We start from the raw sequence: 24,028 nt of genomic DNA, 5'->3' as shown, positions 1-24,028 counted from the left end.
GATTAAAATGAAATACCGCTTATGGGGATTGGTGTTGTGCTGGAGCGTCATCATTTCGGCGCAGCAATTCCAAGGGGAGGTGATGATTAAAGAGGGCGCCCATACCTATTTTAATCCCGTTTATGTGACCAACTTGACCACGCAGAAAACACAGCTGAGTGGTTATAGAGGGCAGTTTTCGGTGGCGGCACAGCTGGGCGATGTGGTCAGATTTACCTCTCTATCCACCGAGCGAAAAGATGTGAAAGTCACCGCAGAGATGCTCCAATCTCAACATAACATTATCGCGTTAGAGTGGGCATACAAGGAAATTGCGGAGGTTAGAATTTCCAAATTTAAGCCCAGTGGCATCCTTAAAAAAGATATTTTGGCATTGGAAAATCCACATTCGGCATTGGAAATCAAGCGGAAACTCAACCTGCCAGAACCCAAAGGCGAAAGCCTTCCAGACGCTCCTGTGGCTTTGGCTGGGGGAGGGCTGAGCTTTAATCTGAGTACCATTTATGATATGATTTCTGGCGAGCAACAGAAGAAACAGCGCTTGCAAGCGTATGAAAAAATGCTGAATACCACCAGTGCCATTCGGAAATATTATGGTGATGCCTACTTCATCAATCAGAAAATTCCCCAACATTATATTGATGATTTTTTACAATTTGTCTACACTTCGGAGCGGTTGTCCCCCTTGGTGGAGCAAGGCAGGTACGAGGTGGCAAAGGTTTATTTTGAAAAATATTTCCCTGTTTATCGGCAGCGCCTTAAAAATAACCACCTGATGGATGCTGACCAAAATGAAAAAGAAACGCCTTAAATGAGGGGAGTCCCTCCATTGTAGACACCGTATCATCGGCAAAATATCATTAAAAATGTTTACCTTTGCAGCACCAAAAGAGGCTTTATTTTGAAAAATAAACATCAGCATTATTCGCATTTATCACCGCAACAGCCCATTGGCATGTTTGACTCTGGCGTGGGCGGACTGACCGTAGCTAAGGAAATTAAAAGGCAGATGCCTCACGAGAGCATCATTTATTTTGGCGATACCAAGCACTTGCCGTATGGGGATAAATCCAAGGAGGCGATTATCCGTTTTTCTGAAAAAATCACTTCTTTTTTGTTGGAACAAAACTGCAAAGCCGTTGTGATTGCCTGTAACACTGCGACCGCCAATGCCTTAAAAGAGGTTAAAAAATTGGTGGGCAACCAAGCGTTGGTTTTTGATGTGATTAACCCTGTGGCGGAGAAAGTGGCGTATGAAATCCATACGAATGTGGGTGTTATTGCGACCAAAGCCACCGTGAATTCTGGCGTGTATAGAAAAAGCATTCGCAAGTACAATAAATATATCAAGGTAGATGAGTTGGCAACGCCGCTGTTGGTGCCTGCCATAGAGGAAGGCTTTAAAAACCATCCGATTACGCACGCCATTCTCTACCATTATCTCAGCAATAAAAAACTCAAAAATATTGAGACTTTAATCTTGGGCTGTACCCATTACCCACTGTTGATAGATGAGGTAAAACAGTACTACGGCAACAGAGTCCGAGTGATCGACTCGCCGAGCATTGTAGCGAATGATATTAGAACTTCATTGGAGAAGAATAACTTGCTCAATGATGGTTCGGCAGGGGTGGAGACCCAATTTTACCTCTCAGATTTAACCAAAAACTTTGAGAAAATCTCTAAGAAATTCTTTGGTAAAGCGATCCATTTAGAGCTCAAAATATTGTAACCTCTAAGGCTGAAGTTGAAAGAACGAAAAGCTCACATTGCCGTATTTTCGGGTTTCAGTGCATAGCGGATGCTCTATTTTCATTTTGCTCTGATGTTCTAAAATCAAGATGCCGTTGTCCTTCAATAAAGGTTGTTCCAGCACCAGTTGAAGGAGTTCTTGATATTTATTTTCAGGCAAATCAAAAGGAGGATCGGCGAAGATGAGGTCGTAAGATTTATCTTGATTTCGGCGCTTTTTTAACCACTCAAAAACATCGCTTTTTTGAACATTCAGCTGTAACCCAAAGCCCAAATCTTGCGCGGTACTGTTGATAAATCCCGCGTGTTTGGCATTAAACTCTATTGCCGTAATATCTTGGCACCCCCGTGACGCCAATTCTAAAGAAATAGAACCGATGCCCGCAAATAGATCCAATGCGGAAATAAAGCCCAAATCCAGCCGATGTTCTAAAATACTAAACAAAGCCTCCTTTGCGAAATCCGTTGTAGGACGGACTTCAAAATGTTTTGGTGCGGCTATTCTTTTGGATTTCCATTGTCCCGAGATAATTCTGTACATAAATTGAAGCGTGGGTTTAAAAAGTGAAAAAAGCGTTTATAGCGCCATAATGAAATTTTTCTGATGCAGGTTGTCAAAGCCGATTTTCAGGTGCTTCACAAATTTGGTAAGCTCCGAAATAAAGGTGTCATTTTCCGTTGTTTCACCATACACAAAAAAGTGGGTTTCCGCCAGCCCAAAGCCGATTTTGCTCAGCGTGAACATAATGAAATAAAGAAAATCCACTTCGGAATTCACATCTAAATTATTATACAACACCACTTGATTACCGTTCAGGGCAAAAAACTCGCACTGGTGGTGGTAGAGGTTGATGTGGATTTCCTTCTTCCCGTGGTTTTGTAGCGTGTTGAGAAACTTTTCTCCCGAGAAATTAAAATATGCTTTTGGTGCTTGTTGTTTAATCATTTGGTAAAAAACTCGGGGTAGGGTATAGTAGAACTGAACTTTATATTTTTTATTGAGAGAGAGCATCACCTCCTCGTTTTCCTCATCTACAGGGGCATTGTAGCGGATTAGATCATAAGCCAACTCGTGCTGAGAGAAGCCTTCGGGCATCATCGTGAAGTGGTTGAGCGCAGAAATCACACGCACCGCCGAAAGGTGAGGCACCGCGAGGCAAGTGGCTAATTTTTCCTTTAAAAAATCAATAGACTGTTCTTCTTCATTAAAGAAAGCCACATCTTCCACCACTTTTTTGCCTTGGATCAGTTGGTATTGCAAGCCGCCTTTGGTAAAGAGTAAAACTAATTGTTGCATAAAATCAAAAGATTTAGGGGCAAATTTAACGATTATTTTTGATATCATCAATCTTATCTATTGGAATGCCCAATGCGCACCGCTGATAAAAGTCAGCCAGAGATTAAATTCTCAAAGGTAAAATGCGGATTATATCAAACTTTTTTACGAAATTTGCGCTATTAACTATAAAATGTAAAAATGTCAGAACAAGCATTACAAACACTCGGCGAGTTTATTATTGATAAACAAGATGATTTTCAGTATTCTACAGGGGAGTTTTCTCGGTTGCTTAGCGCCATTCGGTTGGCTTCTAAGGTGGTCAATAGAGAAGTGAACAAGGCGGGCATCGCCGATATTATCGGTAAAGCAGGCAACACGAATATACAAGGCGAAGACCAACAGAAATTAGATGTTTTAGCCAATGATATCTTCATCAATGCGCTGTCTCAGAGAGAGGTCGTTTGTGGGATCGCCTCAGAAGAAAGCGATGATTTTATTGAGATTAAATGCGGAGAAAATGGACACCTTAGCAAGTATGTGGTGCTGATAGACCCATTGGACGGCTCTTCTAATATTGATGTGAATGTTTCTGTGGGGACTATTTTCTCTATTTACAGAAGGGTAACGGAGCCTGGAACGCCGGTGAAACTCAAAGATTTTTTACAAAAAGGCGTTAACCAAGCGGCGGCTGGCTATGTGGTTTATGGCTCTTCTACAATGATTGTTTATACCACTGGGAACGGTGTTAATGGCTTTACCTTAGACCCAAGTTTGGGCACTTATTATTTGTCTCATCCTAATATGACTTTCCCTAAAAAAGGAAAAATCTACTCTATCAACGAAGGGAATTACATCAAATTTCCTCAAGGGGTGAAGGACTACCTCAAATATTGCCAAATGGAAGAAGGCGATAGACCTTATACTTCGCGATATATTGGTTCGTTAGTCTCTGATTTTCATAGAAATATGATTAAAGGCGGCATTTATATTTACCCATCTTATTCGCACGCGCCTAATGGTAAATTAAGGTTACTCTATGAGTGTAATCCTATGGCATTTCTTGCGGAGCAAGCTGGGGGCAAGGCTTCTAACGGCTATCAGCGTATTTTAGAAATAGAGCCTACCGAGCTTCATCAGCGGGTGCCTTTCTTCTGCGGAAGTTCCGAAATGGTAGAAAAAGCCGAAGAGTTTATGGCGCAATATCAATAGAATGCAGGCTTCTTATCGAAAATATACGCTTCATTTTAAGGTGCCAAGCGGTACTTCGCGTGGCGTTTTAACCACCAAAGAGACCTATTTTTTAGAGGTAAAAAACGGAGAAAAAACAGGACTTGGCGAGTGTGGTTTATTCCGTGGTTTAAGTTGTGATGATGTCCCCAACTATGAGGAAACCTTAGCGTGGCTTTGTGAAAATATCAATAAAGATACTGATTTTTTAAAGGAAAAATTACGGCGCTATCCCTCTATTTGGATAGGCTATGAGCAAGCCTTACGGAATTTAGACTATGGTGGTGCGCTTTATTTTCCATCGGAGCTGACGCAAGGTTTAGGGCAAATTGCCATCAATGGCTTAATTTGGATGGGCTCTCAGGAATCGATGCAGCAGCAGATCGAGGCTAAGCTCGCCCAAGGTTTTGATTGTATCAAATTGAAAATTGGAGTGGATTGGAAAGTGGAGCGAAACATCTTAGCCCAGTTGCGGCGCCTATTTCCAAAGGAACAATTGGAATTAAGGGTAGATGCCAACGGCGCATTTGATTTTGATGAAGCGCAAAAGGTCTTGGAGGATTTGTATCAACTGGATATTCATTCTATAGAACAACCCATCAAGGCGGGAAACAAAGCGCAAATGCAACAATTGTGCGCCAGTACGCCCACGCCCATTGCTTTAGATGAGGAGTTGATTGGCGTAGTAAACCTTGATGAAAAAAGGGAGTTGTTGGAATTCATTCAGCCGCAATATATTATTTTAAAACCATCTTTGGTGGGCGGTTTCTCTGGCTCAGATGAATGGATAATGCTCGCAGAATCGTTGGGTATAGGCTGGTGGATTACCTCCGCTTTGGAGAGCAATATTGGGCTCAATGCCATTGCGCAGTACACCTATACCAAGAACAACCCAATGCCACAAGGTTTAGGCACAGGCGAACTATTTACCAATAATTTGGAAACTCCGTTATTTTTAGAAAAAAATCAACTTCGGTTTTTGGTATAAGTAGTTGATATATAAAGATGTAATTGGTTGACACATAAAAAACAAAGGCTGTTTCTACGAAGGGTAAAAGCAGCCTTTTTTCAACATTTGTGTTCTGAAAAAACTATTTATTAAGTACAAGATTCTTATAAGCAAAGTCCGTGCCAAAATTTTAAATTGAGGCAGAAGTTTGTCTGTTGATACTCAAAAAAAAATCATAAATTTGCAGACTAAGAACTTTATAGAAGCTATGGAAGAAAAAAAATCTCTCAATTTTATTGAGCAAATTATAGAAAAAGATTTAGAAAATGGAATGCCTAAGGAAAATTTGAGATTTCGTTTTCCGCCAGAACCCAACGGATATTTGCATATTGGGCACACCAAAGCCATTTGCATCAACTTTGGGTTGGGTAAAAAATACAACGCCCCTGTTAATCTTAGATTTGATGACACCAACCCAGAAAAAGAAGAGCAAGAGTTTGTAGATGCCATCCGCAGAGATATAGAGTGGCTCGGCTTTGAGTGGGATCAAGAAGTGTATGCATCGGATTATTTTCAGCAACTTTATGAGTGGGCTGTAGAGATGATTAAACAAGGAAAAGCTTATGTAGATGAGCAATCATCAGAGGAGATTACGGCACAAAGAAAAACTCCGTTTGAAGAAGGCGTGGAGTCACCATACCGCAACCGCCCTATTGAAGAGTCTTTAGAGCTTTTTGAACGAATGAAAAACGGCGAATTTCCAGAAGGCAGTATGAGTTTGAGGGCTAAAATTGATATGGCTTCGCCTAATATGAATATGCGTGACCCTGTGATGTACCGCATCTTGAAAAGACCGCACCACAGAACGGGCGAGGCTTGGAAAATCTATCCAATGTACGACTGGGCGCATGGCGAAAGTGACTATTTAGAACAAGTATCGCACTCGCTGTGTTCGTTGGAGTTTGAGAACCACCGCCCACTTTATGAATGGTACCTTTCCAATGTTTATGATGAAGGCAAAGTAGCGCCAAAACAAAGGGAATTCGCCAGAATGAATGTATCTTATATGATCACTTCTAAGCGAAAACTGCAGCGTTTAGTGGCGGAAAATGTGGTGACAGGCTGGGACGATCCGAGGATGCCTACCGTTTCAGGGCTGCGCCGTTTGGGGTATACCGCGAATGCCATTCGTAATTTTATTGATAGAGTAGGGGTTTCCAAAAGGGAAAATTTAATTGATATTCAGCTTTTAGAATTCTTTGTGAGAGAGGATTTGAACAAAATCGCTAAGCGGGTAATGGCGGTGGTAGACCCTGTTAAATTGGTGATAGAGAACTATCCTGACCAAGAGGAAGAGTGGTTAGAAACCGAAAATAACCCCGAAGATGAAAACGCTGGCACACGGAAAATCCCGTTTTCTAAAGAACTTTACATTGAGAGAGAGGACTTTAAGGAAGAAGCCAACCGCAAGTTTTTCCGTTTAAAATTAGGTGGCGAGGTCAGATTAAAATCGGCTTACATCATTAAAGCTGAGCGCGTAGAGAAAGATGAAAACGGAGAAATTACCACCATCTATGCCACCTATGATCCAAAATCAAAATCTGGAAGTGGCACCGAAGAGAGTTTAAGAAAAGTGAAGGGTACTTTGCACTGGGTATCCGCAAAACACGCAGAACCGATAGAAGTTCGCATTTATGACCGCTTATTTACAGAGCCACAGCCAGATGCCGAAAAGGATAGAGATTTTATGGAACTCATCAACCCAGATTCCTTAAAAGTGGTGCAAGGCTTTGCAGAACCTTCGTTAAAGGATGTGCAGGTGGGTGAGCCTTTGCAGTTTCAGCGCATCGGCTATTTTACCAAAGACCAAGATTCTACCGAGGAGAAAATGGTATTCAACAGAACGCTAACTCTTAAAGATTCTTATAAACCAGAATAAATAATCTATAGAGCTAAGGCAGAATGAGTTACGGCTTATTCTGCCTTAATTTTTTTTAATTAAAGACCAGATGAGATTTTTTTTATCTTTGATATTAGTCGGCTGGGGTTGGTGGTTACAAGCTCAAAATCAACCGATTAAAGACACCAAAACGAAGGATATAGAAACGGTGGTGGTATTAGACCGCAGCGACCCCAAAGCCTTGAAAATTTTAGACGAGGTCAATGCGCGCTTTCAAGACAATAGCCCTCGCCAGTTGCCTTCTTACGCCTTTAAGTCTTACGAAAAAATATCTATAGATTTTGATGAAGACAGCCTAAAAACTTACCAAGATTTCATCAAACATAGAGCAGATTCGTTGGCATTATTACCGAAAAAAGACTCGGAAACAAAGAAAAAACTCATCAAATTTGATAAAGAAAGTATTTACAAAATAGCCGCCCAAAGCAAATTATTCATTTGGGAGCGTGCACAGGAGTTTCTTTATTCTCAAAAATATGGCGATAAAATTAAGGTTTTAGACCAAAAAATGTCAGGAATTAAGCAAGTTCCTTATGAAATATTGGCTTTAATGGAGTATGACAAAAATGAAGAGCCCGAAGAGGTTGCCCAAAAAAATAGAGCGCTATACCGCTTTTTCTTGGCTGATAGCTTGATGATAGAGGGCAGAAAAACCTATGTGATCCGCTTTAGATTTGCAGGAACTAAACAAACACTGAAGTCTAAAAAATACAACGGTTATATTTACATCGACCAAGCCACTTACGGCATCAAAGAGATAGCAGGAAATCGGCAGACTAAGGGGCAAGAGTATATCAAAAAAACTTGGAGATTGCAGTCTGGAAAATGGTTTATAGAACAGGAAAAAGGCAAATTTAAGATCGGTTCTTTTTCATTTAAAGATGAAGATTGTAAAAAACAAAAATTCGGAAATTATCTGTGGGTTAATTATTATTACTTTGATTATCAAGTGCCTATGGATAATGAGGAAGCGAGTGTGTTTAAAGGTTACACAATGTCGGTAGAGAATGCTGATGGCTCAAAAATAGCGGAATTTAGAAAGGAAAACCTTTCTGAACGAGATGTTTTGGCTTATGAAAAAGTGGATAGCATTGGTCAAAAATATAAGGTAGACCAGAAATTGGGCTTTTTATCCACGCTACTCAGTGGGAAAATCCGCTGGGGAAAAGTGGACTTTTTGGCAGGCGAAATTTTAAAATACAACAGCTACGAAGGCACCCGCATAGGTGTAGCGGCAAAACTCAATGAAAAATTTAACCCTTATATCTCGCCAGATGTCTATGTGGCGTATGGTTTCAAGGATAAAGCGTTTAAATATGGAGTAGGGGTAGATGTGAAAACCACCCTCCAAAAAAATAGCTTTTTTAGGGTAGAATATTATAATGATGTCCAATCTGCAGGGCGTTTCAATGAGAATTTTTGGAATTTTAGAATGCAGCTGATGAACGGCGGAGTGGACCTGAATAACGACCGTTTCTGGCGTTTCAAAGGAGGAAGTCTCAGTTACGAAACGGATTTTGGCAGTGCGATCACAGCACGCCTGCGTTGGAGATATCAGAATGAGAAAGCGCTGTTTGGTTACCAATACAAAGATCAAGGCGATACTTTTGATGCCGGTAGCGTGATGTTCAGCCTAAAATATGCGCCATTTGAAAAAAGTCTGATGACGCCAAGCGGCAAGTTTACCTATGATACAGGGCATTCCGCGTTATATTTTAATTATGAACAAGGGCTTAATCCTTTTCATTATAGCCGAATAGATGCGCTTTATTCGCGTTATTTTAAGACGCAATTGGGCGGTACGGGAGCTCGGGTTTATGGTGGTTTTGTGTTAGGAGATGTGCCAATTTGGCATAATTTTGAAATCGCAGGGCTTAATGCCGCCAAGGGAGGAACGAATTTTAACTTGACTTCCTATTTAGGTTTTGCCACGATGGATGCCCGAAAATATTATGCTGACCGCTTTGTTGGGACTTATATCACCCACCGAATTCCTTGGAACTTCAAGAGTTTTGGCAGGAATATTTCTAATTTTGATGTGGTTTATAAAGCCGCAATTGGAGGGATGAAACACCCTGAATATCACCAGTTTAATTTTGAGCCGCTGAATCATCTCTACCAAGAAACAGGGATAGAGTGGAATAATTTTCTGTCCACCAGCTTTAATCTTGGGTTTTTCTACCGTGTAGGTTATTACCACAGCCCTCAGTTTAAAGACAATTTTGCAATTCAATTAAAACTAAAATTATTAGGATTTTAATACGAAATATGAAAACAGTAGAAATTAAAGCCCAAGATTTTTTTGAATTTCTTAAGCTAAAAGATGCTTCTATGTGGGATATTTTTGCACAAATGATTGATGGAGAGCCTAAGCAATTGGTGTTTCTATCGGAACAGAAAGAGGTGTTGTTCTCATATACACTTCCCACTACTTTGGAAGCTCTGCAACAAGATAAAACCTTATTTTCTAAAGAATACGCCGAAAAACTGGCTAAGAATTAAACATCTGTATAGTGTTTTGAGCTTCTGCCACATCGTGAACGCGGAGGATGGAAACGCCTTGCTGTAGCATTTTGAGATGTAGTGCTTGCATTTCAGCATTGATGTAGTGCGGGGATTTTCCTAAAGGTTGATAAATGAAAGATTTTTTAGAAATCCCCACTAAAATTGGAAATTCTCCAAAACCAATATAACCGACTTCTTCCACCATTTGCATTTGATTTTCAATGGTTTTACCAAATCCGAAACCAGGGTCTAAAATCAGATCTTTAATCCCTAAGGTTTTAAGGTAAGCTGTGGTTTCAGAGAAATAAAAGTTAAGATGCGTGATGATGTCGTCGTATTGTATTTTTTGATGCATATTTTGATAAGTGGCATTGCTGTGCATCAGAATATAAGGCAATCCAGAGTGGGCAACGGCGCTCAGCATCGGTTGGTCAAAGGTACCACCAGAAACATCATTCACGAGGTCTATGCCTTCTTGATGCCCAAATCGCACCACCTCTGCATAGAAAGTGTCCAAGGAAATCAGGGCTTCGGGGAAGTTTTTTTTGATTAAAGAAATGAGGTTGCCGAGGCGCTTTATCTCCTCTTCCGCCGAGAGAAATTGAGCGTTGGGGCGCGTAGATTGAGCGCCAATATCAATAAAAGTAGCCCCTTCTTTGAGCATTTGTTCGGTATGTTGCAGGGCTTTTTTTTGGGAATTAAATTGACCTCCATCAGAAAAAGAATCTGGTGTGATGTTCAGAATTCCCATAATTTTAGGCGTGGATAAATCCACTAACCTCCCATTGCAATTGATATAATGCTGTTTCATAGCGAACAAAATTACTGAAAAAATATGAAAAGAATCGGTTGTATTTGTTTTAAAATTAGAATTATGGTATTTTGAATAATAATGTGTTTAAATTGTGATTATTTTAATTTTGTTTTATAAGAGGGAAGATTTTGCCGTTTTACGAACGCTATTTTCTCGTTTATTTTCCTTATACTTGCTAAAAAAATATGAATTGGCTGTGGCTCATTATTGGAGGATTGTTTGAGGTTGCCTTTACCTTTTGCATCGGTAAAGCAAAGGCGAGTAGCGGAGCAGAAATGTACCTTTGGTACCTCGGTTTTTTGATTTCGGTGAGCTTGAGTATGGGCTTACTCATCAAAGCCTCGCAACATTTGCCTATTGGTACGGCGTATGCGGTCTGGACGGGGATTGGCGCAGTTGGCTCGGTGCTTGTTGGTGTTTTTGTGTTTAAGGAACCCGCTTCATTTTTAAGGTTGTTTTTCCTCAGTACCTTGGTGGCATCTATTATTGGGTTGAAAATAGTAAGTTATTGATTTTAAACTGTATATATTTCTATTGAAGTTGTAAAATCTACAAATTGAGGAGAGGGAATTTTTATTCCACATTATAATTATAGTCAATTATTTAGGCTCAACTTGATAAAAACTCAATTTTTTATCATCGTCGTTATCATTTTTTACAATCCCCAAACACTGATCTATGCCATTGCGTTTCCCCTTCCATGCCAAAAGGTTGATTTAAAATAGGCTATGTTTTCTTTAAATCTTAAAAATTCCGTATTTTTGCAACTTTCAATACAAAAATTATGTTCAATAGTTTACAAGATAAATTAGATAAAGCGCTGCACAACCTCTCTGGGCGTGGTAAAATCACAGAAATCAATGTGGCAGAAACCGTAAAGGAAATTCGCCGTGCCTTGGTAGATGCAGATGTTAATTATAAAATCGCTAAAGACCTGACCAAAAGGGTGCAGGAAAAAGCCATCGGTCAGAATGTTCTTACCAGTCTTACCCCTGGACAGCTGATGACCAAAATTGTACACGATGAATTGGTGGAATTGATGGGCGGCACGCAGGAAGGCATCAACCTTTCGGGGAAGCCTACCATTATTCTTATTGCGGGGCTACAAGGTTCTGGTAAAACCACTTTTTCTGGAAAATTAGCCAATTACCTCAAAAAGAAAAGAGCCAAAAATCCACTTTTGGTGGCGTGTGATGTGTATAGACCTGCCGCCATAGACCAGCTGAAAGTTTTGGGGAACCAAACGGGCATTCCTGTTTACACCGAAGAAGACAATAAAAATCCATCTAATATTGCAGAAAATGCCATCAACTTTGCTAAAGCCAACAAGCACGATGTGGTGATTGTGGATACCGCTGGGCGTTTGGCTATTGACGAGCAAATGATGAATGAAATTAAGGCGATACATTATTACATTAAGCCTACGGAAACCCTTTTCGTGGTGGATTCTATGACAGGGCAAGATGCCGTAAATACCGCAAAAGCCTTTAATGATGCCCTCAATTTTGATGGCGTGGTGCTGACCAAATTAGACGGTGATACCCGCGGTGGTGCGGCGCTTACCATCCGTTCTGTGGTGAACAAACCGATTAAATTTATCTCCACAGGTGAGAAAATGGAAGCCTTAGACCTCTTCTATCCAGAGAGAATGGCAGACCGTATTTTGGGAATGGGAGATGTGGTTTCCTTAGTAGAAAGGGCTCAGGAGCAGTTTGATGAAGAAGAAGCCCGCAAGCTACAAAAGAAAATCGCCAAAAACGAATTCGGGTTTGATGATTTCCTTAAGCAAATCCAGCAAATCAAAAAAATGGGGAATATGAAAGATCTCTTGGGGATGCTCCCAGGCGTAGGCAAGGCGATTAAAGATGTTGATATTTCCGATGATTCCTTTAAACATATAGAAGCCATTATCCACTCGATGACGCCAGAGGAACGCAGAAGACCGAGTATCATTGATATGAGCCGTAAAAAAAGAATTGCCAAAGGTTGTGGCAGAAAATTAGAAGAAGTCAACCAACTGATGAAACAATTTGACCAAATGAGCAAAATGATGAAAATAATGCAAGGACCACAGGGTAAACAACTGATGGCGATGATGGGTAAAATGGGCGGAGGAATGCCAAATATGGGCGGACTATTCGGGGGAAGATAGGATTTTCTCCATTAACAATAAATCAAAAAAAGACTTGGGAAATGAAAAAATCCAAGTCTTTTTTTGTGAGGTGAAGTTGGCTTTTTTCAACCTAAATCATTTAAAATCTGTTGCCAGACTTTCAATTTCTCTTGGTATGGAATGGTATGCAGCGGACTGGTGGAAGGCAGTGGTTTTATGGGCAGTCTAAAATCTTTGCCTAAGACTTTTAGCGTGGTTTGGTAGGATTTCTGCCCATTGCAATAAATGCTTTTGATATGTGGCGCTCGTGCCAAAACCTCGTGGAGGTTATGCACCGCTTCGTTCTTAATGGTGGCATCTAAACTGCCTTTGCGTTCGCAACTTTCTATCACATCCCAAAGGGCAATGCCGTGTTGCTGGAGCACCGCAATCCGTTGTGGATAGTCCGTGGTATAAGGCACTGCCAAGAGTTCAAAAATGATTTTCCAAAACTGATTTTGAGGGTGAGCGTAATATTGATTCATTGCTAAAGATTGCGCCCCTGGGATAGAGCCCAATATTAGAATTTGAGATGCCGAAGATAGCACAGGTGCAAAGCTATAAATCCGTGACTCCATTTATTGTTGAGGTTTAAAATTGCGCTCTGCCAAATGTTTCCGCACACGGCTTAGACTTTCGGGCGTAATGCCTAAATAAGAAGCCACCATCCACTGCGGCACCCTCAGCAAAATATCGGGATACATTTTGATGAAATCCAAATACCGTTCCTCTGCCGAGGCGCCCAAAAGGGCATTCACACGATTTTGCAAATTCCGAATGTGTTTTTGCAACAGAATATCTTGCGGTTTTGCCATTTGTGGAAAGCGCTTGACCAGCTGTGTAAAAAATTCAGCATCTAAAATCAGCACCTCGCTGTCTTCTATCGCTTCAATATAAAACTGAGAAGTTTCCCCAAAAAACAAACTATTTCGGTCGGAAATGAGCCAATGCTCTGGTGCAAATTGGATGATGTGTTCCTTGCCATCTCGGTCTATAGAGTACATCCGCAGCAATCCTTTTTCCACGAAAACGGTAAAATCTCCTACCTCGCCAGCCTGCAAGATCAACTGCCCTTTTTTCACTTTTTTAATGGTATAAAGCCCCTCGCAAGCGGAAAGCGTATCTGGTGGAAGCTCTAAAACCTCCGAAAGGTGGTGATTAAAATTCTGCATATTCATCATAGCAACTCGATTTTAGAACCAAAGATAATCATTTTTGATGAGATTTGACCTTGTCCTAAAAACCGGCAAAGCATCTGCCTATTTGTCAGCCCTTTATTTTTTGGCTAAAAGTTTGCCACAAACCACCATATCAATTTAAAGTAAAATTATGAAAAAAGCGTTAATCGTGGTGGATGTTCAGAATGATTTTTGCGAAGGTGGTGCCTTAGCGGTGCCTCACGCCAACGAGGTTATTCCTTACATCAATGCCCTGATCCAAGAGAATGATTATGACCAAATCATCTTCACACAAGATTGGCACCCAGCTAACCACAAAAGTTTCGCCTCTAACCAAGGTAAAAAAGTGGGCGATACCATTACCCTCAACGGTATTCCGCAGTTTATGTGGCCCGACCATTGTGTGCAGAACACCCATGGCGCTGCCTTTCATCCAGATTTGGATATGAGCCGTCCGCACCATATCATCCAAAAAGGCACCAACCCAGAAATAGACAGCTATAGCGCGTTTAAAGACAACAACCATTTTATGAAAACGGAACTCGCGGATTACCTTAAATCTCACGATATTCAGTTGGTGGAAATTGCTGGTTTGGCGTTAGATTATTGTGTAAAATACACTTGTATAGATGCTGTGCAAGAGGGCTTTATTACTTGTTTGCACTTTAATGGCACGCGTGCGGTTAATGTCCGCCCAGAGAATGGGAGAGATGCCATTTATGAAATGCTACAGCACGGCGTGACCATCTTAGGCTAAAATTTTAGCCCATATTGGACTTAAAAAGGCACAGCAGAGCGGTGTCTTTTTATTTTTATGCGTTTAAAAAGTATTATCTTTGCAAAAAATTAAGAAATAATGGCAGAGAGAAAGTTAATCACAGCAGCCCTCCCTTACGCTAATGGTCCCGTGCATATTGGGCATTTGGCAGGGGTTTATATTCCGGCAGATGTCTATGCGAGATTTCAGCGGAGACTAGGCAAAGAAGTCGCGTTTATCTGCGGATCTGATGAGCACGGCATCCCCATCACCATCAGAGCGAAAAAAGAGGGTGTATCTCCTCAAGATATTGTAGATCAGTATCATAGCATTATTAAAAAATCTTTTGAAGATTTAGGAATTTCCTTTGATGAATACTCCCGAACCACCAGCCCAGAGCACTATAAAACCGCCTCTGATTTCTTCCTTAAAATGTATGAAAAAGGGCGTTTTACGGAAGAGGTTTCGGAGCAATTTTTTGATGAGCAAGCTGGTGAGTTTCTTGCCGATAGATATATTGTGGGCACTTGCCCTAAGTGTGGTAACGAGAATGCCTATGGCGACCAATGCGAAAAGTGCGGCTCCACTTTATCTCCCACAGAATTGCTCAATCCTAAATCAATGCTCAGCGGAAACAGCCCTGTCCTCAAACCGACCAAAAACTGGTATCTTCCACTTAATGAATACGAGGATTTCCTCAACCAATGGATTATAGAAGGGCACAAAGACGACTGGAAACCCAATGTTTATGGGCAGGTTAAATCTTGGCTCAATGATGGGCTAAAACCACGCGCTATGACCCGAGACCTTAACTGGGGAATCCCTGTGCCACTCCCTGATGCCGAAGGTAAGGTGCTCTATGTTTGGTTTGATGCGCCTATTGGTTACATCTCTTTCACCAAAGAATGGGCGGATAAAAACGGCAAAGATTGGAGAGACTTTTGGCAAAGTGAAGACTCGGAGCTGATTCACTTTATAGGGAAGGATAATATTGTCTTCCATTGTATTATTTTCCCAGCGATGATGAAGGCTCACGGTGATTTTATTATGCCGACTAATGTGCCAGCTTTTGAGTTTCTCAACCTTGAAAATGATAAAATCTCCACTTCCAGAAATTGGGCGGTTTGGGCGAATGAATATGTGGAAGATTTTCCAGAGCAACAGGATGTTCTCCGCTATGCTTTGCTTTCTTCAGCGCCAGAAACTAAGGACAACAACTTCACTTGGAAGGAGTTTCAAACCAAAAATAATTCGGAGTTGGTGGGGATTTTCGGTAACTTTATCAACCGTGTGGCGGTGCTCATCCACAAATATTATCAGGGAGTGGTGCCAACAGGTGATGCTAACGCTCCTGAGTTGCAGGAAATTGGTAAAGCGGCGAAAGAAATTCATCATTACTTAGAGAAATTTGAGTTTAGAAATGCACTTTCTGCCCTGATGAACCTTGCGCGCTTTGGAAACCAATACCTCCAAACCGAAGAGCCTTGGAAAACCATTAAAACCGATGAGGCTAAAACGGCTCAAACTTTATTTGTAGGCGCTCAGATTGCCGTGGCTTTAGCTCAATTATGCGAGCCTTTTATGCCGTTTAGCTCAGAAAAATTATTACAAATGTTCCGCTGTACGCCGCTCAAATGGCAAGATATAGAGCAACAAACCGTTCTCATCCCAACAGGACACGAAATCGGTGAAGCGGCTTTGTTATTCTCTAAAATAGAAGATGAAGTGATAGAAGCGCAGATTTTAAAACTGGAACAAACCAAAATCAACAATAAGAAAACGAACCCTAACGCAGAACCGATGAAAGAAGAGATTACTTTTGATGATTTCACGAAAATAGACCTTCGTACGGCAACCATATTAGAAGCCGAAAAGGTGGAAAAAGCCGATAAACTCCTTAAGTTTAAAGTGGACACTGGCGTAGATGTAAGAACCGTGGTTTCTGGTGTTGCCGAGAGCTTTACCCCTGAAGAATGCATCGGTAAACAGGTGATGATTCTCCTTAATTTAGCACCGAGAAAAATCCGAGGGATAGAGAGCCAAGGGATGCTCCTACTGACCACAAAACCAGATGGCAAACTTTCTTTTGTTACCCCTGATGACCGCGTGGAAAATGGCGTGAGCATCGGATAAATTACGATAAAATCTATATGACCAACTTTCCGCCGAAGCAATTTATTGCTTCGGCAGATTTTTTTACTGGCTCTTCATTTTAATATTAGTTAATAATAGCCTCAAAATAGAATATTATATTCTCATTATTCTTGCCTATTTAATAAAAAATTGTTATATTTACACCAAAATAGAATTGATATGATGACTTTATTTGTTGCTGGCTCTATAGGTGCCATTTTATTTTTCGGAATTGTATTCCTTAGTTTTTTTGGCTTGTGGTTTATTGTGAAACAGCAAACTGCCGTGGTGGTGGAGCGTTTGGGGAAATTCCATAGCGTGCGAAACTCAGGCTTCAACCTTAAAATTCCCTTTATAGATCAAATTGCAGGGCGTATTTCTTTGAAAATCCAGCAGTTAGATGTGGTGGTGGAGACCAAAACCAAAGATGATGTTTTCGTGAAATTAAAGGTATCTACACAGTATCTGGTGATTAAAGATAAGGTTTATGATGCTTTCTACAAGCTGGATAATCCGCAGGCGCAAATTACCTCTTACATCTTTGATGTGGTGCGTGCTGAGGTGCCAAAATTGAGGTTAGATGATGTGTTTGAGAAGAAAGACGACATCGCTATTGCGGTAAAATCTGAACTCCAAGAAGCAATGAACGATTATGGTTATGATATCATCAAAACTTTGGTAACGGATATAGACCCTGATGAACAGGTGAAACACGCGATGAACCGTATTAACGCTTCTGAGCGAGAAAAAATAGCGGCTCAGTATGAAGGAGATGCACAGCGCATTCTCATCGTGGAAAAAGCAAAAGCGGAAGCGGAAAGCAAAAGGCTACAAGGACAAGGGATTGCAGACCAAAGACGCGAGATTGCCAAAGGGCTGGAAGAGTCTGTGAATGTTCTTAATAAGGTGGGCATCAACTCCCAAGAGGCTTCGGCTTTAATTGTGGTGACCCAGCATTATGACACGCTTTCTTCCATCGGTGGTACCAATAAATCTAACCTGATTTTATTGCCAAACTCTCCGAGTGCTGCTGGCGATATGCTCAACAATATGATCGCCTCGTTCTCCACCGCCAACATCATCGGCGAAGAGATGAAGAAGAAAAATAATCAGCGCTAACTAAAGGCTAAGAATTATTTACAAAAAACGGATAGAGAAATCAACTCTATCCGTTTTGTTTTATATTTAGCCCTTCAAAACTTAAAAATTCATCGTGAAAGGTGCCTCTTCATCGCTCTGGATGCCTAAGGCTTCATAAATGTATTTGAAAGTGGAAAGGAGCACAGGCTTACCTTTAATTATGCAGACATCGTGCTCAAAATGTGCCGATGGCGAGCGGTCTTTGCTGGTCACCGTCCACCCATCAGAATGGAAAACCACTTCGTGAGTGCCCAGATTGATCATCGGTTCTATAGCGAGTGCGATGCCGTCTTTTAGCACTTTGCCACTGCCTTTTCTGCCATAATTTGGCACTTGTGGATCTTCGTGCATTTTTCTGCCCAAACCGTGCCCTACCAACTCCCTGACCACACCGTAGCCGTGAGCTTCGCAATAAGATTGTATGGCGTAAGAAATATCGCCCACGCGCTTGCCACGCACGCATTGCGCTATGCCTTTATATAAAGATTCTTTGGTCACTTTGAGGAGTTTTTTAACCTCTGGAGCCACCTCGCCCACCTCAAAAGAATAGGCGTGGTCACCATAAAAACCATTCATATAAACGCCACAATCTACGGAGAGAATATCGCCCTCCTTCAATGGTTTGTCGTTGGGAATGCCGTGTACCACCTCTTCGTTTGGAGAAATGCAGAGGTTTTTAGGAAAGCCATACATCCCTAAAAAAGCGGGCTCGCCGCCGTGGTCACGGATATAATCTGCCGCCAATTGATCTAAATGGTTGGTGGTTACCCCAGGCTGAATTTCCTTTGCTAACATCCCGAGGGTTTTAGAAACCAACTGTGCGCTCTCCCGCATCAGCCGTAGTTCCTCTATCGTTTTTAATTGTATCAATGCTATTGTATTTTATAAAATTTTACCAGAAAAGTCCTTTTTTCTTTTCTTTTTTCATTTTAGAATATGCCAGAACTTCCTTGCCTTCTACCTTAAATTCTATTCTATCTTTAATGATGTTATAAACCTCGCCCCAACCTGGGAAACCGCCTAAATTTCTATCATCAATGAATAAATCTGCATCTATTTTTCGGCTTTGTGTGGTATGGTCAAAGACTTCGCCTTCAAAACTGGAATTAACGGCATAAAATTCTAAGCCATTTTTTCTGCAAAATTCTATGGCTTCTTCCAAAGTTTTACCACTTCGGTAGGTCCATAATATTAAACGATAGCCTTCCATCTGCAGTTTTTTTAGGGTTTCAAAGGCAAACACCTTTGGCTTTCCTATCCCTGGGTAGGCATCTTCCACAATGGTGCCATCAAAATCTATGGCTAATTTTTTATTATTCAGCATAAGTTTAACATTTTAAAGTCTGCAAATATAAGCATAATCATCTGAACGCCTAAGATACCAAAATATCTCCCGTCATCACTTCTGGAATAGGTAATCCCATCACTTTGAGAATGCTTGGTGCTACATCGCCCAATTTCCCTGGTTTGAGCTGCCAAGTACGGTCTTTATCAATCACAATGAGAGGCACCAAGTTGGTAGAATGCTGAGTATTAGGGCTTCCATCTGGGTTGATCATCACATCAGAATTGCCGTGGTCAGCCAAAATAAAAACAGTGTAGCCGTGCTCATAAGCGGTTGTAGCCACTTTTTTAATGCATTGGTCTACGGCTTCGGCGGCTTTCATTGCAGCTTCAAAAACGCCTGTATGCCCCACCATATCGGTATTGGCGAAATTTAAACAAATAAAATCCGCTGACTCTTCTTCTATCGCAGGCACAATCCGCTCCGTAATATCGTAGGCGGACATTTCTGGCTTTAAGTCGTAAGTAGGCACATCTTTGGGGCTTGGACAAAGGATCCGGCTTTCATTCTCAAAAACTTTCTCTCTTCCGCCTGAAAAGAAAAAGGTCACATGAGGATATTTTTCGGTCTCTGCCACTCGGATTTGAGATTTTCCGTAAGAGGCTAAAACCTCGCCCAAGGTCTGTTGGAGGACTTCTTCATCAAAAACGACATTGATATTTTTAAATGCTTTATCATAATTGGTCAGTGTAACATAATGCAAGGCAAGCGGCTTCATCCCAAACTCTGGAAACGATTGCTGGGTAAGCACTTCGGTAATCTCGCGACCACGGTCGGTACGGAAATTAAAGCTCACCACCACATCACCTTCTTGGATTTTTGCCACAGGATGAAAGGCTTCATCTAAAACGATAATTGGCTTCAAAAATTCATCTGTAACCCCTTCATCATAAGAGACTTGTATGGCTTCAATAGGGTTTTGTGTAGAAGTTCCTATGGCGTTGACCATCGCATCATAAGCCAGTTTAACGCGTTCCCAGCGGCGGTCTCTATCCATAGCGTAATAGCGCCCCACAATGGTGGCTAATTTGCCCGTGGTTTTCGCCATAAAGGCTTGTAAATCTTCTATAAAGCCCTTGCCAGAATGAGGATCACAATCCCTACCATCGGTAAATGCGTGAACATAAACGCCTTCAGTAAGTCCGAAATCTGCCGTGGTGGATAGTAATCCCTTTAAATGGTTGATGTGAGAATGCACGCCACCATCTGACACTAAGCCGATAAAATGGATGTTTTTATTGTTGTTTTTAGCGTATTCCAAGGCATCCACAATAACTTTTTCTTGAGCTAAAGTATTGTTTTCCACCGCGATATTCAGTTTGACTAAATTCTGAAAAACCACGCGCCCAGCGCCTAAATTCATATGTCCCACCTCGGAGTTTCCCATTTGTCCTGCGGGTAGTCCTACGGCTAATCCACTGGCTTCCAGTGTGGTATTCGGATATTTTTGATAGCAAGAATCTATAAATGGCGTTTTGGCTTGGGCTATGGCAGAAATTTTATCATCTTTCCCTATGCCCCAGCCATCTAATATGGCTAATAATGCTTTTTTTGACATTTTTAATCGGTTTTTAATTGATTATACAAATTTACGAATTAAATTTCACCCAACAACACTGCCCAAGCATTAAAATAGATGAGAAAAATCTGCCTTTATTCTTTGTTATGATTCAATTTTAATCCTTAATTTTGACCTATGGATTTAAGAGAGCAATTAAAAAATTTATTCCCAGACCATATAGAACAAGAGATTGAGACACCCGAAACGCCTTTTGTACAGAAAGCACCACTCATCTGCAAGTATGAAAAAAAAGGGAGAAATGGTAAGCCCGTCACTTTGATAGAAGGCTTTGAGGGCGACCATTCGGCGCTAAAACAACTCTCTAAAAAGATAAAAACCACGCTCGGTATCGGTGGTTCTGAAAAGGATGGTTATATTATCATTCAGGGCGACCATAGAGACAAAATTATGGATATTTTGCACCAAATGGGCTACAAAACCAAACGCGTGGGTGGATAGTTTCAACAATAATTAAAAATTAGACAAAAATATTAAAAATATAAAATTATGATTGATCAATTAGCGGCATCAGAATTGGTGCTTAATGAAGATGGCAGTGTATATCACCTTAATTTGTTACCCGAAGATATCGCGGACAAAATTATTTTAGTAGGCGATCCAGACCGTGTGGCAAGGGTTTCTCAGTATTTTGATAAAATAGAAATCAAGAAAAATAAAAGAGAATTCTACACCCATACTGGGGTGCTTCGTGGGGAGCGTATTACCGTAATGTCCACGGGAATAGGCACTGAGAACATTGATATTGTGATGAATGAACTGGATGCTTTAGTGAATATTGACCTTAAAAATAAGGAAATCAAAAAGGAACACCATACTCTAGAACTGTTTAGATTAGGGACTTGCGGTAGTGTGAACCCTGATATAGAAGTAGACCAAATGTTGGTAACGCAGAATGTGGTGGGCTTGGATGGGCTATTGCATTTTTATCAAGATTATCGCTTTGAAAATGAATTTTCTAAAAAATTCTTAGCCAAGTTTCCGTACGAAAATATTAAGCCAATGCTGTACTTTTCAGATTGGGCAGAGGATATTTCGGATTATTATAAAGATGCCAAATACCACGGTAACACGGCCACTTTCCCTGGGTTCTATGCGCCACAAGGCAGGCAATTGAGGCTGAAAGCGGTGGATGATCAGTTTTTGGAAACTTTAAATAGTTTGGGCGTTTCTAATTTTGAGATGGAAACTTCCGCTATTTATGGATTATCTAAGTTATTAGGACACAAGGCTTTAACGGTTAATTGTGTTATCGCTAACCGCCGCAGAGGAGAGTTTTCTGCCGACCACCATGCGTCGGAAAAAAATATGATCACTTGGGTTTTAGACCGACTGATTAAATAATCAATTTTCAAACAAAACAATAGTATTATGGATAAAGAAATCAAAGATTTTAATGGTTTACTGTATGATTCGTGGTTAAATTTTCTTGAAAATCTACCAGCCATTGCTATGGCAATTTTGGTATTTTTAATAGGTTTTTTTATCATCAAATACGTCAGTAAAATCGCAACCAATTTGATTGAAAAGAAGTCTGACGACCCTTTGGTTAGTGATTTTTTGGTCAATATTATTTCATTCATTTTGATGCTTTTCCTCATCGTGATTTGTATGAGTATTTTGGGGTGGGGCAGCATTACGGATAAAATTTTGGCTGGAGCTGGGATTAGCACCTTTGTGATTGGTTTTGCCTTAAAAGATATTGGCGAAAATTTCTTAGCGGGTATCCTTATGGCGTTTAAAAAACCCTTTCGTGTAGGGGATTTAATAGAAGTAGAAGGCATTAAAGGTAAGGTGGCCCGAATGTCTTTGAGAGAAACCAACATCAAAACTTTAGATGGTAAAGATGTTTTTGTGCCCAATGGTTTGATTTTGAAAAATCCGTTACAAAACTACACTTTAGATAATTATTTGAGAAATGATTTTCTTATCGGATTAGATTACGATGATGATGTGGAGACTGTTTTGGCGATTATAGAAGAAACGGTCAAGAGTTTTTCGGAAATAGAAAAAACGCCAGCACCAAGCGTTTATATTGAAGAATTAGCCGCCAGCACGGTGAATGTTCGTGTGATGTATTGGATACAAACGGCGGATATGACAGTGCCTTCCAGCAAACTTAAAAGTAGAATTATGCTGAAAGTTTATAAAACGGTGCTCCAAAAAGGTTATAAACTTCCTGCCGATATTTTGGAGGTGAAGTTAGACCAACCCGTGCCACAGAGTAAAACCAACTGATGAAGACTTTTCTTTATATTTTTTTAGGCGGAGGCATAGGCAGCGTGTTGCGGTTCTATGGCTCCGCTTTTACTCAAAATTGGCTTAAATGGTATACATTTCCCATTGGAACGCTCTTCGTTAATACGATAGGATGTCTTTTAATAGGGCTTTTTTCTGCTTATTTTATTAAAAATGATCCACAAGGGTTGAAGTTTTTATTCATCACAGGGTTTTGTGGTGGCTTTACCACTTTCTCTACTTTTTCTTATGAAACTGTGATTTTATGGCAGAATCAGAACTATACGACGCTCTTTTTTTACTTGATTTTAAGCTTAGCTCTCGGAATTTTGGCTACTATTTTAGGGTTACAATTGGGTAGGATTTAATTTTTTAAAGCTAAAAATCAATTATTTAAAGAATAAGTAGCTCAAAAAATTTGCAGAGAATAAAAAAAGTTATATCTTTGCACCACTGAAAACAAAACGAAATTCGTTTTGCTTGGAGAGATGGCAGAGTGGTCGAATGCGGCGGTCTTGAAAACCGTTGACTGTCACAGGTCCGGGGGTTCGAATCCCTCTCTCTCCGCAAATTCTTTGCAAAAGCCGATAAACAGGGAATTCCTTTATCGGTTTTTTTGTAAAATAAACAAAAGTAAACAAATCTGTTTTTCTACCGCCCCTTGTATCTGAAATGAAAAAAGTTTCGGATAATGAAAAACATTTTTACTGAACCTAAAATTAAATCTTTCCCACTGGAATCTGGAAAGGGTTGCTTTAAAGGAGGAAACCAGAATTCTATCAGTTTCATGATTTTATAACTTGATCACATTTGTTAAAAAATCAGAAGATAAAAAACTCATAAATTTTTTTGGTATTTAAAGATAAAACCGTATTATTGCAAAAATTTTTAGGGGAATTGGCGCAGTTGGCTAGCGCGTTTGACTGGCAGTCAAAAGGTCACGGGTTCGAATCCCGTATTCTCCACAAAATATACTGATAATCAGTAAGTTATAAATTTTAGGGTTAAAAAAGGGACTAT

24 protein-coding genes and 2 tRNA genes are annotated in these 24,028 nt (G+C 40.5%); 18 read left to right on the top strand and 8 right to left on the bottom strand.

The window, feature by feature from the left end:
• The first annotated feature begins 7 nt into the window (after window positions 1-7).
• Window positions 8-811: a hypothetical protein gene (locus NYR17_RS07540; protein WP_302505107.1), complete on the top strand. Its 804-nt coding sequence runs from the start codon at window positions 8-10 to the stop codon at window positions 809-811.
• A gap of 144 nt (window positions 812-955) precedes the next feature.
• Window positions 956-1,732, top strand: coding sequence for a glutamate racemase (gene murI / locus NYR17_RS07535; RefSeq protein WP_302507041.1), 777 nt, complete (start codon window positions 956-958; stop codon window positions 1,730-1,732).
• Between the two features lie 3 nt (window positions 1,733-1,735).
• Here the strand turns inward: murI and NYR17_RS07530 are convergent, their stop codons facing one another.
• Window positions 1,736-2,293, bottom strand: coding sequence for an RsmD family RNA methyltransferase (locus tag NYR17_RS07530; protein WP_302505106.1), 558 nt, complete (start codon window positions 2,291-2,293; stop codon window positions 1,736-1,738).
• Between the two features lie 36 nt (window positions 2,294-2,329).
• On the bottom strand, window positions 2,330-3,049 hold the full coding sequence (locus NYR17_RS07525; RefSeq protein WP_302505105.1) for a DUF3822 family protein: 720 nt from the start codon (window positions 3,047-3,049) through the stop codon (window positions 2,330-2,332).
• Between the two features lie 180 nt (window positions 3,050-3,229).
• Between NYR17_RS07525 and fbp the strand changes: the two genes are divergently transcribed.
• The 5 genes from fbp (at window position 3,230) to NYR17_RS07500 (ending at window position 9,669) form a co-directional block, all read left to right on the top strand.
• Complete coding sequence (fbp, locus tag NYR17_RS07520) at window positions 3,230-4,240, top strand: class 1 fructose-bisphosphatase (RefSeq protein ID WP_302505104.1); 1,011 nt, start codon at window positions 3,230-3,232, stop codon at window positions 4,238-4,240.
• 1 nt (window position 4,241) lies between these two features.
• Entirely contained in the window at window positions 4,242-5,246 is a 1,005-nt protein-coding gene (locus NYR17_RS07515) for an o-succinylbenzoate synthase (RefSeq protein ID WP_302505103.1), read from the top strand.
• A 229-nt stretch (window positions 5,247-5,475) separates the two neighbouring features.
• A complete protein-coding gene (locus tag NYR17_RS07510) occupies window positions 5,476-7,146 on the top strand; it encodes a glutamine--tRNA ligase/YqeY domain fusion protein (protein ID WP_302507039.1) in 1,671 nt (556 codons plus the stop codon).
• 70 nt (window positions 7,147-7,216) lie between these two features.
• Entirely contained in the window at window positions 7,217-9,427 is a 2,211-nt protein-coding gene (locus NYR17_RS07505) for a hypothetical protein (protein ID WP_302505102.1), read from the top strand.
• A gap of 8 nt (window positions 9,428-9,435) precedes the next feature.
• The gene (locus NYR17_RS07500; RefSeq protein WP_302505101.1) at window positions 9,436-9,669 is read left to right on the top strand and encodes a hypothetical protein; all 234 of its coding nucleotides are present in this window, start codon (window positions 9,436-9,438) and stop codon (window positions 9,667-9,669) included.
• Here the strand turns inward: NYR17_RS07500 and folP are convergent.
• Complete coding sequence (folP, locus tag NYR17_RS07495) at window positions 9,659-10,483, bottom strand: dihydropteroate synthase (protein ID WP_302505100.1); 825 nt, start codon at window positions 10,481-10,483, stop codon at window positions 9,659-9,661. The genes NYR17_RS07500 and folP overlap by 11 nt on opposite strands.
• 188 nt (window positions 10,484-10,671) lie before the next feature.
• On the opposite strand from folP, the gene NYR17_RS07490 reads away from it, so the two are divergent.
• On the top strand, window positions 10,672-10,998 hold the full coding sequence (locus NYR17_RS07490) for a DMT family transporter (protein WP_302505099.1): 327 nt from the start codon (window positions 10,672-10,674) through the stop codon (window positions 10,996-10,998).
• A 272-nt stretch (window positions 10,999-11,270) separates the two neighbouring features.
• Window positions 11,271-12,638, top strand: coding sequence for a signal recognition particle protein (ffh, locus tag NYR17_RS07485; protein WP_302505098.1), 1,368 nt, complete (start codon window positions 11,271-11,273; stop codon window positions 12,636-12,638).
• An 86-nt stretch (window positions 12,639-12,724) separates the two neighbouring features.
• Here the strand turns inward: ffh and NYR17_RS07480 are convergent, their stop codons facing one another.
• A complete protein-coding gene (locus NYR17_RS07480; RefSeq protein ID WP_302505097.1) occupies window positions 12,725-13,216 on the bottom strand; it encodes a DNA-deoxyinosine glycosylase in 492 nt (163 codons plus the stop codon).
• The gene (locus NYR17_RS07475) at window positions 13,217-13,810 is read right to left on the bottom strand and encodes a Crp/Fnr family transcriptional regulator (protein WP_302507038.1); all 594 of its coding nucleotides are present in this window, start codon (window positions 13,808-13,810) and stop codon (window positions 13,217-13,219) included.
• A gap of 157 nt (window positions 13,811-13,967) precedes the next feature.
• On the opposite strand from NYR17_RS07475, the gene pncA reads away from it, so the two are divergent.
• From pncA to NYR17_RS07460, 3 genes are all read left to right on the top strand, one after another.
• A complete protein-coding gene (gene pncA, locus NYR17_RS07470) occupies window positions 13,968-14,573 on the top strand; it encodes a bifunctional nicotinamidase/pyrazinamidase (RefSeq protein WP_302505096.1) in 606 nt (201 codons plus the stop codon).
• Window positions 14,574-14,672: 99 nt separating this feature from the next.
• Window positions 14,673-16,706, top strand: coding sequence for a methionine--tRNA ligase (gene metG / locus NYR17_RS07465; protein WP_302505095.1), 2,034 nt, complete (start codon window positions 14,673-14,675; stop codon window positions 16,704-16,706).
• A gap of 180 nt (window positions 16,707-16,886) precedes the next feature.
• Window positions 16,887-17,825, top strand: coding sequence for an SPFH domain-containing protein (locus NYR17_RS07460; protein ID WP_302505094.1), 939 nt, complete (start codon window positions 16,887-16,889; stop codon window positions 17,823-17,825).
• 81 nt (window positions 17,826-17,906) lie between these two features.
• On the opposite strand, the gene map is transcribed toward NYR17_RS07460, so the two are convergent.
• From map to gpmI, 3 genes are read right to left on the bottom strand one after another with little or no spacing between them, the layout of a single operon-like run.
• Window positions 17,907-18,716 (bottom strand): type I methionyl aminopeptidase, encoded by an 810-nt coding sequence (gene map, locus NYR17_RS07455; protein ID WP_302505093.1) that lies wholly within the window; start codon window positions 18,714-18,716, stop codon window positions 17,907-17,909.
• A 22-nt stretch (window positions 18,717-18,738) separates the two neighbouring features.
• Entirely contained in the window at window positions 18,739-19,170 is a 432-nt protein-coding gene (locus NYR17_RS07450; RefSeq protein WP_302505092.1) for a BT0820 family HAD-type phosphatase, read from the bottom strand.
• A gap of 49 nt (window positions 19,171-19,219) precedes the next feature.
• The gene (gpmI, locus tag NYR17_RS07445; protein WP_302505091.1) at window positions 19,220-20,749 is read right to left on the bottom strand and encodes a 2,3-bisphosphoglycerate-independent phosphoglycerate mutase; all 1,530 of its coding nucleotides are present in this window, start codon (window positions 20,747-20,749) and stop codon (window positions 19,220-19,222) included.
• A 138-nt stretch (window positions 20,750-20,887) separates the two neighbouring features.
• Between gpmI and NYR17_RS07440 the strand changes: the two genes are divergently transcribed.
• The 6 genes from NYR17_RS07440 (at window position 20,888) to NYR17_RS07415 (ending at window position 23,973) form a co-directional block, all read left to right on the top strand.
• Window positions 20,888-21,211 carry a translation initiation factor gene (locus NYR17_RS07440; protein ID WP_302505090.1) on the top strand — a complete coding sequence of 108 codons (324 nt, stop codon included), beginning with the start codon at window positions 20,888-20,890 and terminating at the stop codon, window positions 21,209-21,211.
• 48 nt (window positions 21,212-21,259) lie between these two features.
• Complete coding sequence (locus tag NYR17_RS07435; protein WP_302505089.1) at window positions 21,260-22,114, top strand: nucleoside phosphorylase; 855 nt, start codon at window positions 21,260-21,262, stop codon at window positions 22,112-22,114.
• A gap of 27 nt (window positions 22,115-22,141) precedes the next feature.
• A complete protein-coding gene (locus NYR17_RS07430) occupies window positions 22,142-23,008 on the top strand; it encodes a mechanosensitive ion channel family protein (RefSeq protein WP_302505088.1) in 867 nt (288 codons plus the stop codon).
• Window positions 23,008-23,376 carry a fluoride efflux transporter CrcB gene (gene crcB, locus NYR17_RS07425; protein WP_302505087.1) on the top strand — a complete coding sequence of 123 codons (369 nt, stop codon included), beginning with the start codon at window positions 23,008-23,010 and terminating at the stop codon, window positions 23,374-23,376. Before NYR17_RS07430 ends, crcB begins: the two co-directional genes overlap by 1 nt.
• A gap of 114 nt (window positions 23,377-23,490) precedes the next feature.
• Window positions 23,491-23,575 (top strand) — tRNA-Ser (locus NYR17_RS07420).
• A gap of 324 nt (window positions 23,576-23,899) precedes the next feature.
• A tRNA-Ala gene (locus tag NYR17_RS07415) sits at window positions 23,900-23,973 on the top strand.
• The last annotated feature ends 55 nt before the right edge of the window (window positions 23,974-24,028 follow it).

It is taken from the genome of Riemerella columbina (genome assembly GCF_030517065.1).
Classification (GTDB): Bacteria; Bacteroidota; Bacteroidia; order Flavobacteriales; family Weeksellaceae; genus Riemerella; species Riemerella columbina_A.
Note: the sequence above shows the minus strand (reverse complement) of the source record. Positions and strands in the feature narration are given on the sequence as shown.

Bases quoted from the DNA above. Each gene is read 5' to 3' on its own strand.
- NYR17_RS07540 (WP_302505107.1), top strand. From the start codon at position 8: ATGAAATACCGCTTATGGGGATTGGTGTTGTGCTGGAGCGTCATCATT.
- murI (WP_302507041.1), top strand. From the start codon at position 956: ATGTTTGACTCTGGCGTGGGCGGACTGACCGTAGCTAAGGAAATTAAA.
- NYR17_RS07530 (WP_302505106.1), bottom strand. From the start codon at position 2,293: ATGTACAGAATTATCTCGGGACAATGGAAATCCAAAAGAATAGCCGCA.
- NYR17_RS07525 (WP_302505105.1), bottom strand. From the start codon at position 3,049: ATGCAACAATTAGTTTTACTCTTTACCAAAGGCGGCTTGCAATACCAA.
- fbp (WP_302505104.1), top strand. From the start codon at position 3,230: ATGTCAGAACAAGCATTACAAACACTCGGCGAGTTTATTATTGATAAA.
- NYR17_RS07515 (WP_302505103.1), top strand. From the start codon at position 4,242: ATGCAGGCTTCTTATCGAAAATATACGCTTCATTTTAAGGTGCCAAGC.
- NYR17_RS07510 (WP_302507039.1), top strand. From the start codon at position 5,476: ATGGAAGAAAAAAAATCTCTCAATTTTATTGAGCAAATTATAGAAAAA.
- NYR17_RS07505 (WP_302505102.1), top strand. From the start codon at position 7,217: ATGAGATTTTTTTTATCTTTGATATTAGTCGGCTGGGGTTGGTGGTTA.
- NYR17_RS07500 (WP_302505101.1), top strand. From the start codon at position 9,436: ATGAAAACAGTAGAAATTAAAGCCCAAGATTTTTTTGAATTTCTTAAG.
- folP (WP_302505100.1), bottom strand. From the start codon at position 10,483: ATGAAACAGCATTATATCAATTGCAATGGGAGGTTAGTGGATTTATCC.
- NYR17_RS07490 (WP_302505099.1), top strand. From the start codon at position 10,672: ATGAATTGGCTGTGGCTCATTATTGGAGGATTGTTTGAGGTTGCCTTT.
- ffh (WP_302505098.1), top strand. From the start codon at position 11,271: ATGTTCAATAGTTTACAAGATAAATTAGATAAAGCGCTGCACAACCTC.
- NYR17_RS07480 (WP_302505097.1), bottom strand. From the start codon at position 13,216: ATGGAGTCACGGATTTATAGCTTTGCACCTGTGCTATCTTCGGCATCT.
- NYR17_RS07475 (WP_302507038.1), bottom strand. From the start codon at position 13,810: ATGCAGAATTTTAATCACCACCTTTCGGAGGTTTTAGAGCTTCCACCA.
- pncA (WP_302505096.1), top strand. From the start codon at position 13,968: ATGAAAAAAGCGTTAATCGTGGTGGATGTTCAGAATGATTTTTGCGAA.
- metG (WP_302505095.1), top strand. From the start codon at position 14,673: ATGGCAGAGAGAAAGTTAATCACAGCAGCCCTCCCTTACGCTAATGGT.
- NYR17_RS07460 (WP_302505094.1), top strand. From the start codon at position 16,887: ATGATGACTTTATTTGTTGCTGGCTCTATAGGTGCCATTTTATTTTTC.
- NYR17_RS07450 (WP_302505092.1), bottom strand. From the start codon at position 19,170: ATGCTGAATAATAAAAAATTAGCCATAGATTTTGATGGCACCATTGTG.
- gpmI (WP_302505091.1), bottom strand. From the start codon at position 20,749: ATGTCAAAAAAAGCATTATTAGCCATATTAGATGGCTGGGGCATAGGG.
- NYR17_RS07440 (WP_302505090.1), top strand. From the start codon at position 20,888: ATGGATTTAAGAGAGCAATTAAAAAATTTATTCCCAGACCATATAGAA.
- NYR17_RS07435 (WP_302505089.1), top strand. From the start codon at position 21,260: ATGATTGATCAATTAGCGGCATCAGAATTGGTGCTTAATGAAGATGGC.
- NYR17_RS07430 (WP_302505088.1), top strand. From the start codon at position 22,142: ATGGATAAAGAAATCAAAGATTTTAATGGTTTACTGTATGATTCGTGG.
- crcB (WP_302505087.1), top strand. From the start codon at position 23,008: ATGAAGACTTTTCTTTATATTTTTTTAGGCGGAGGCATAGGCAGCGTG.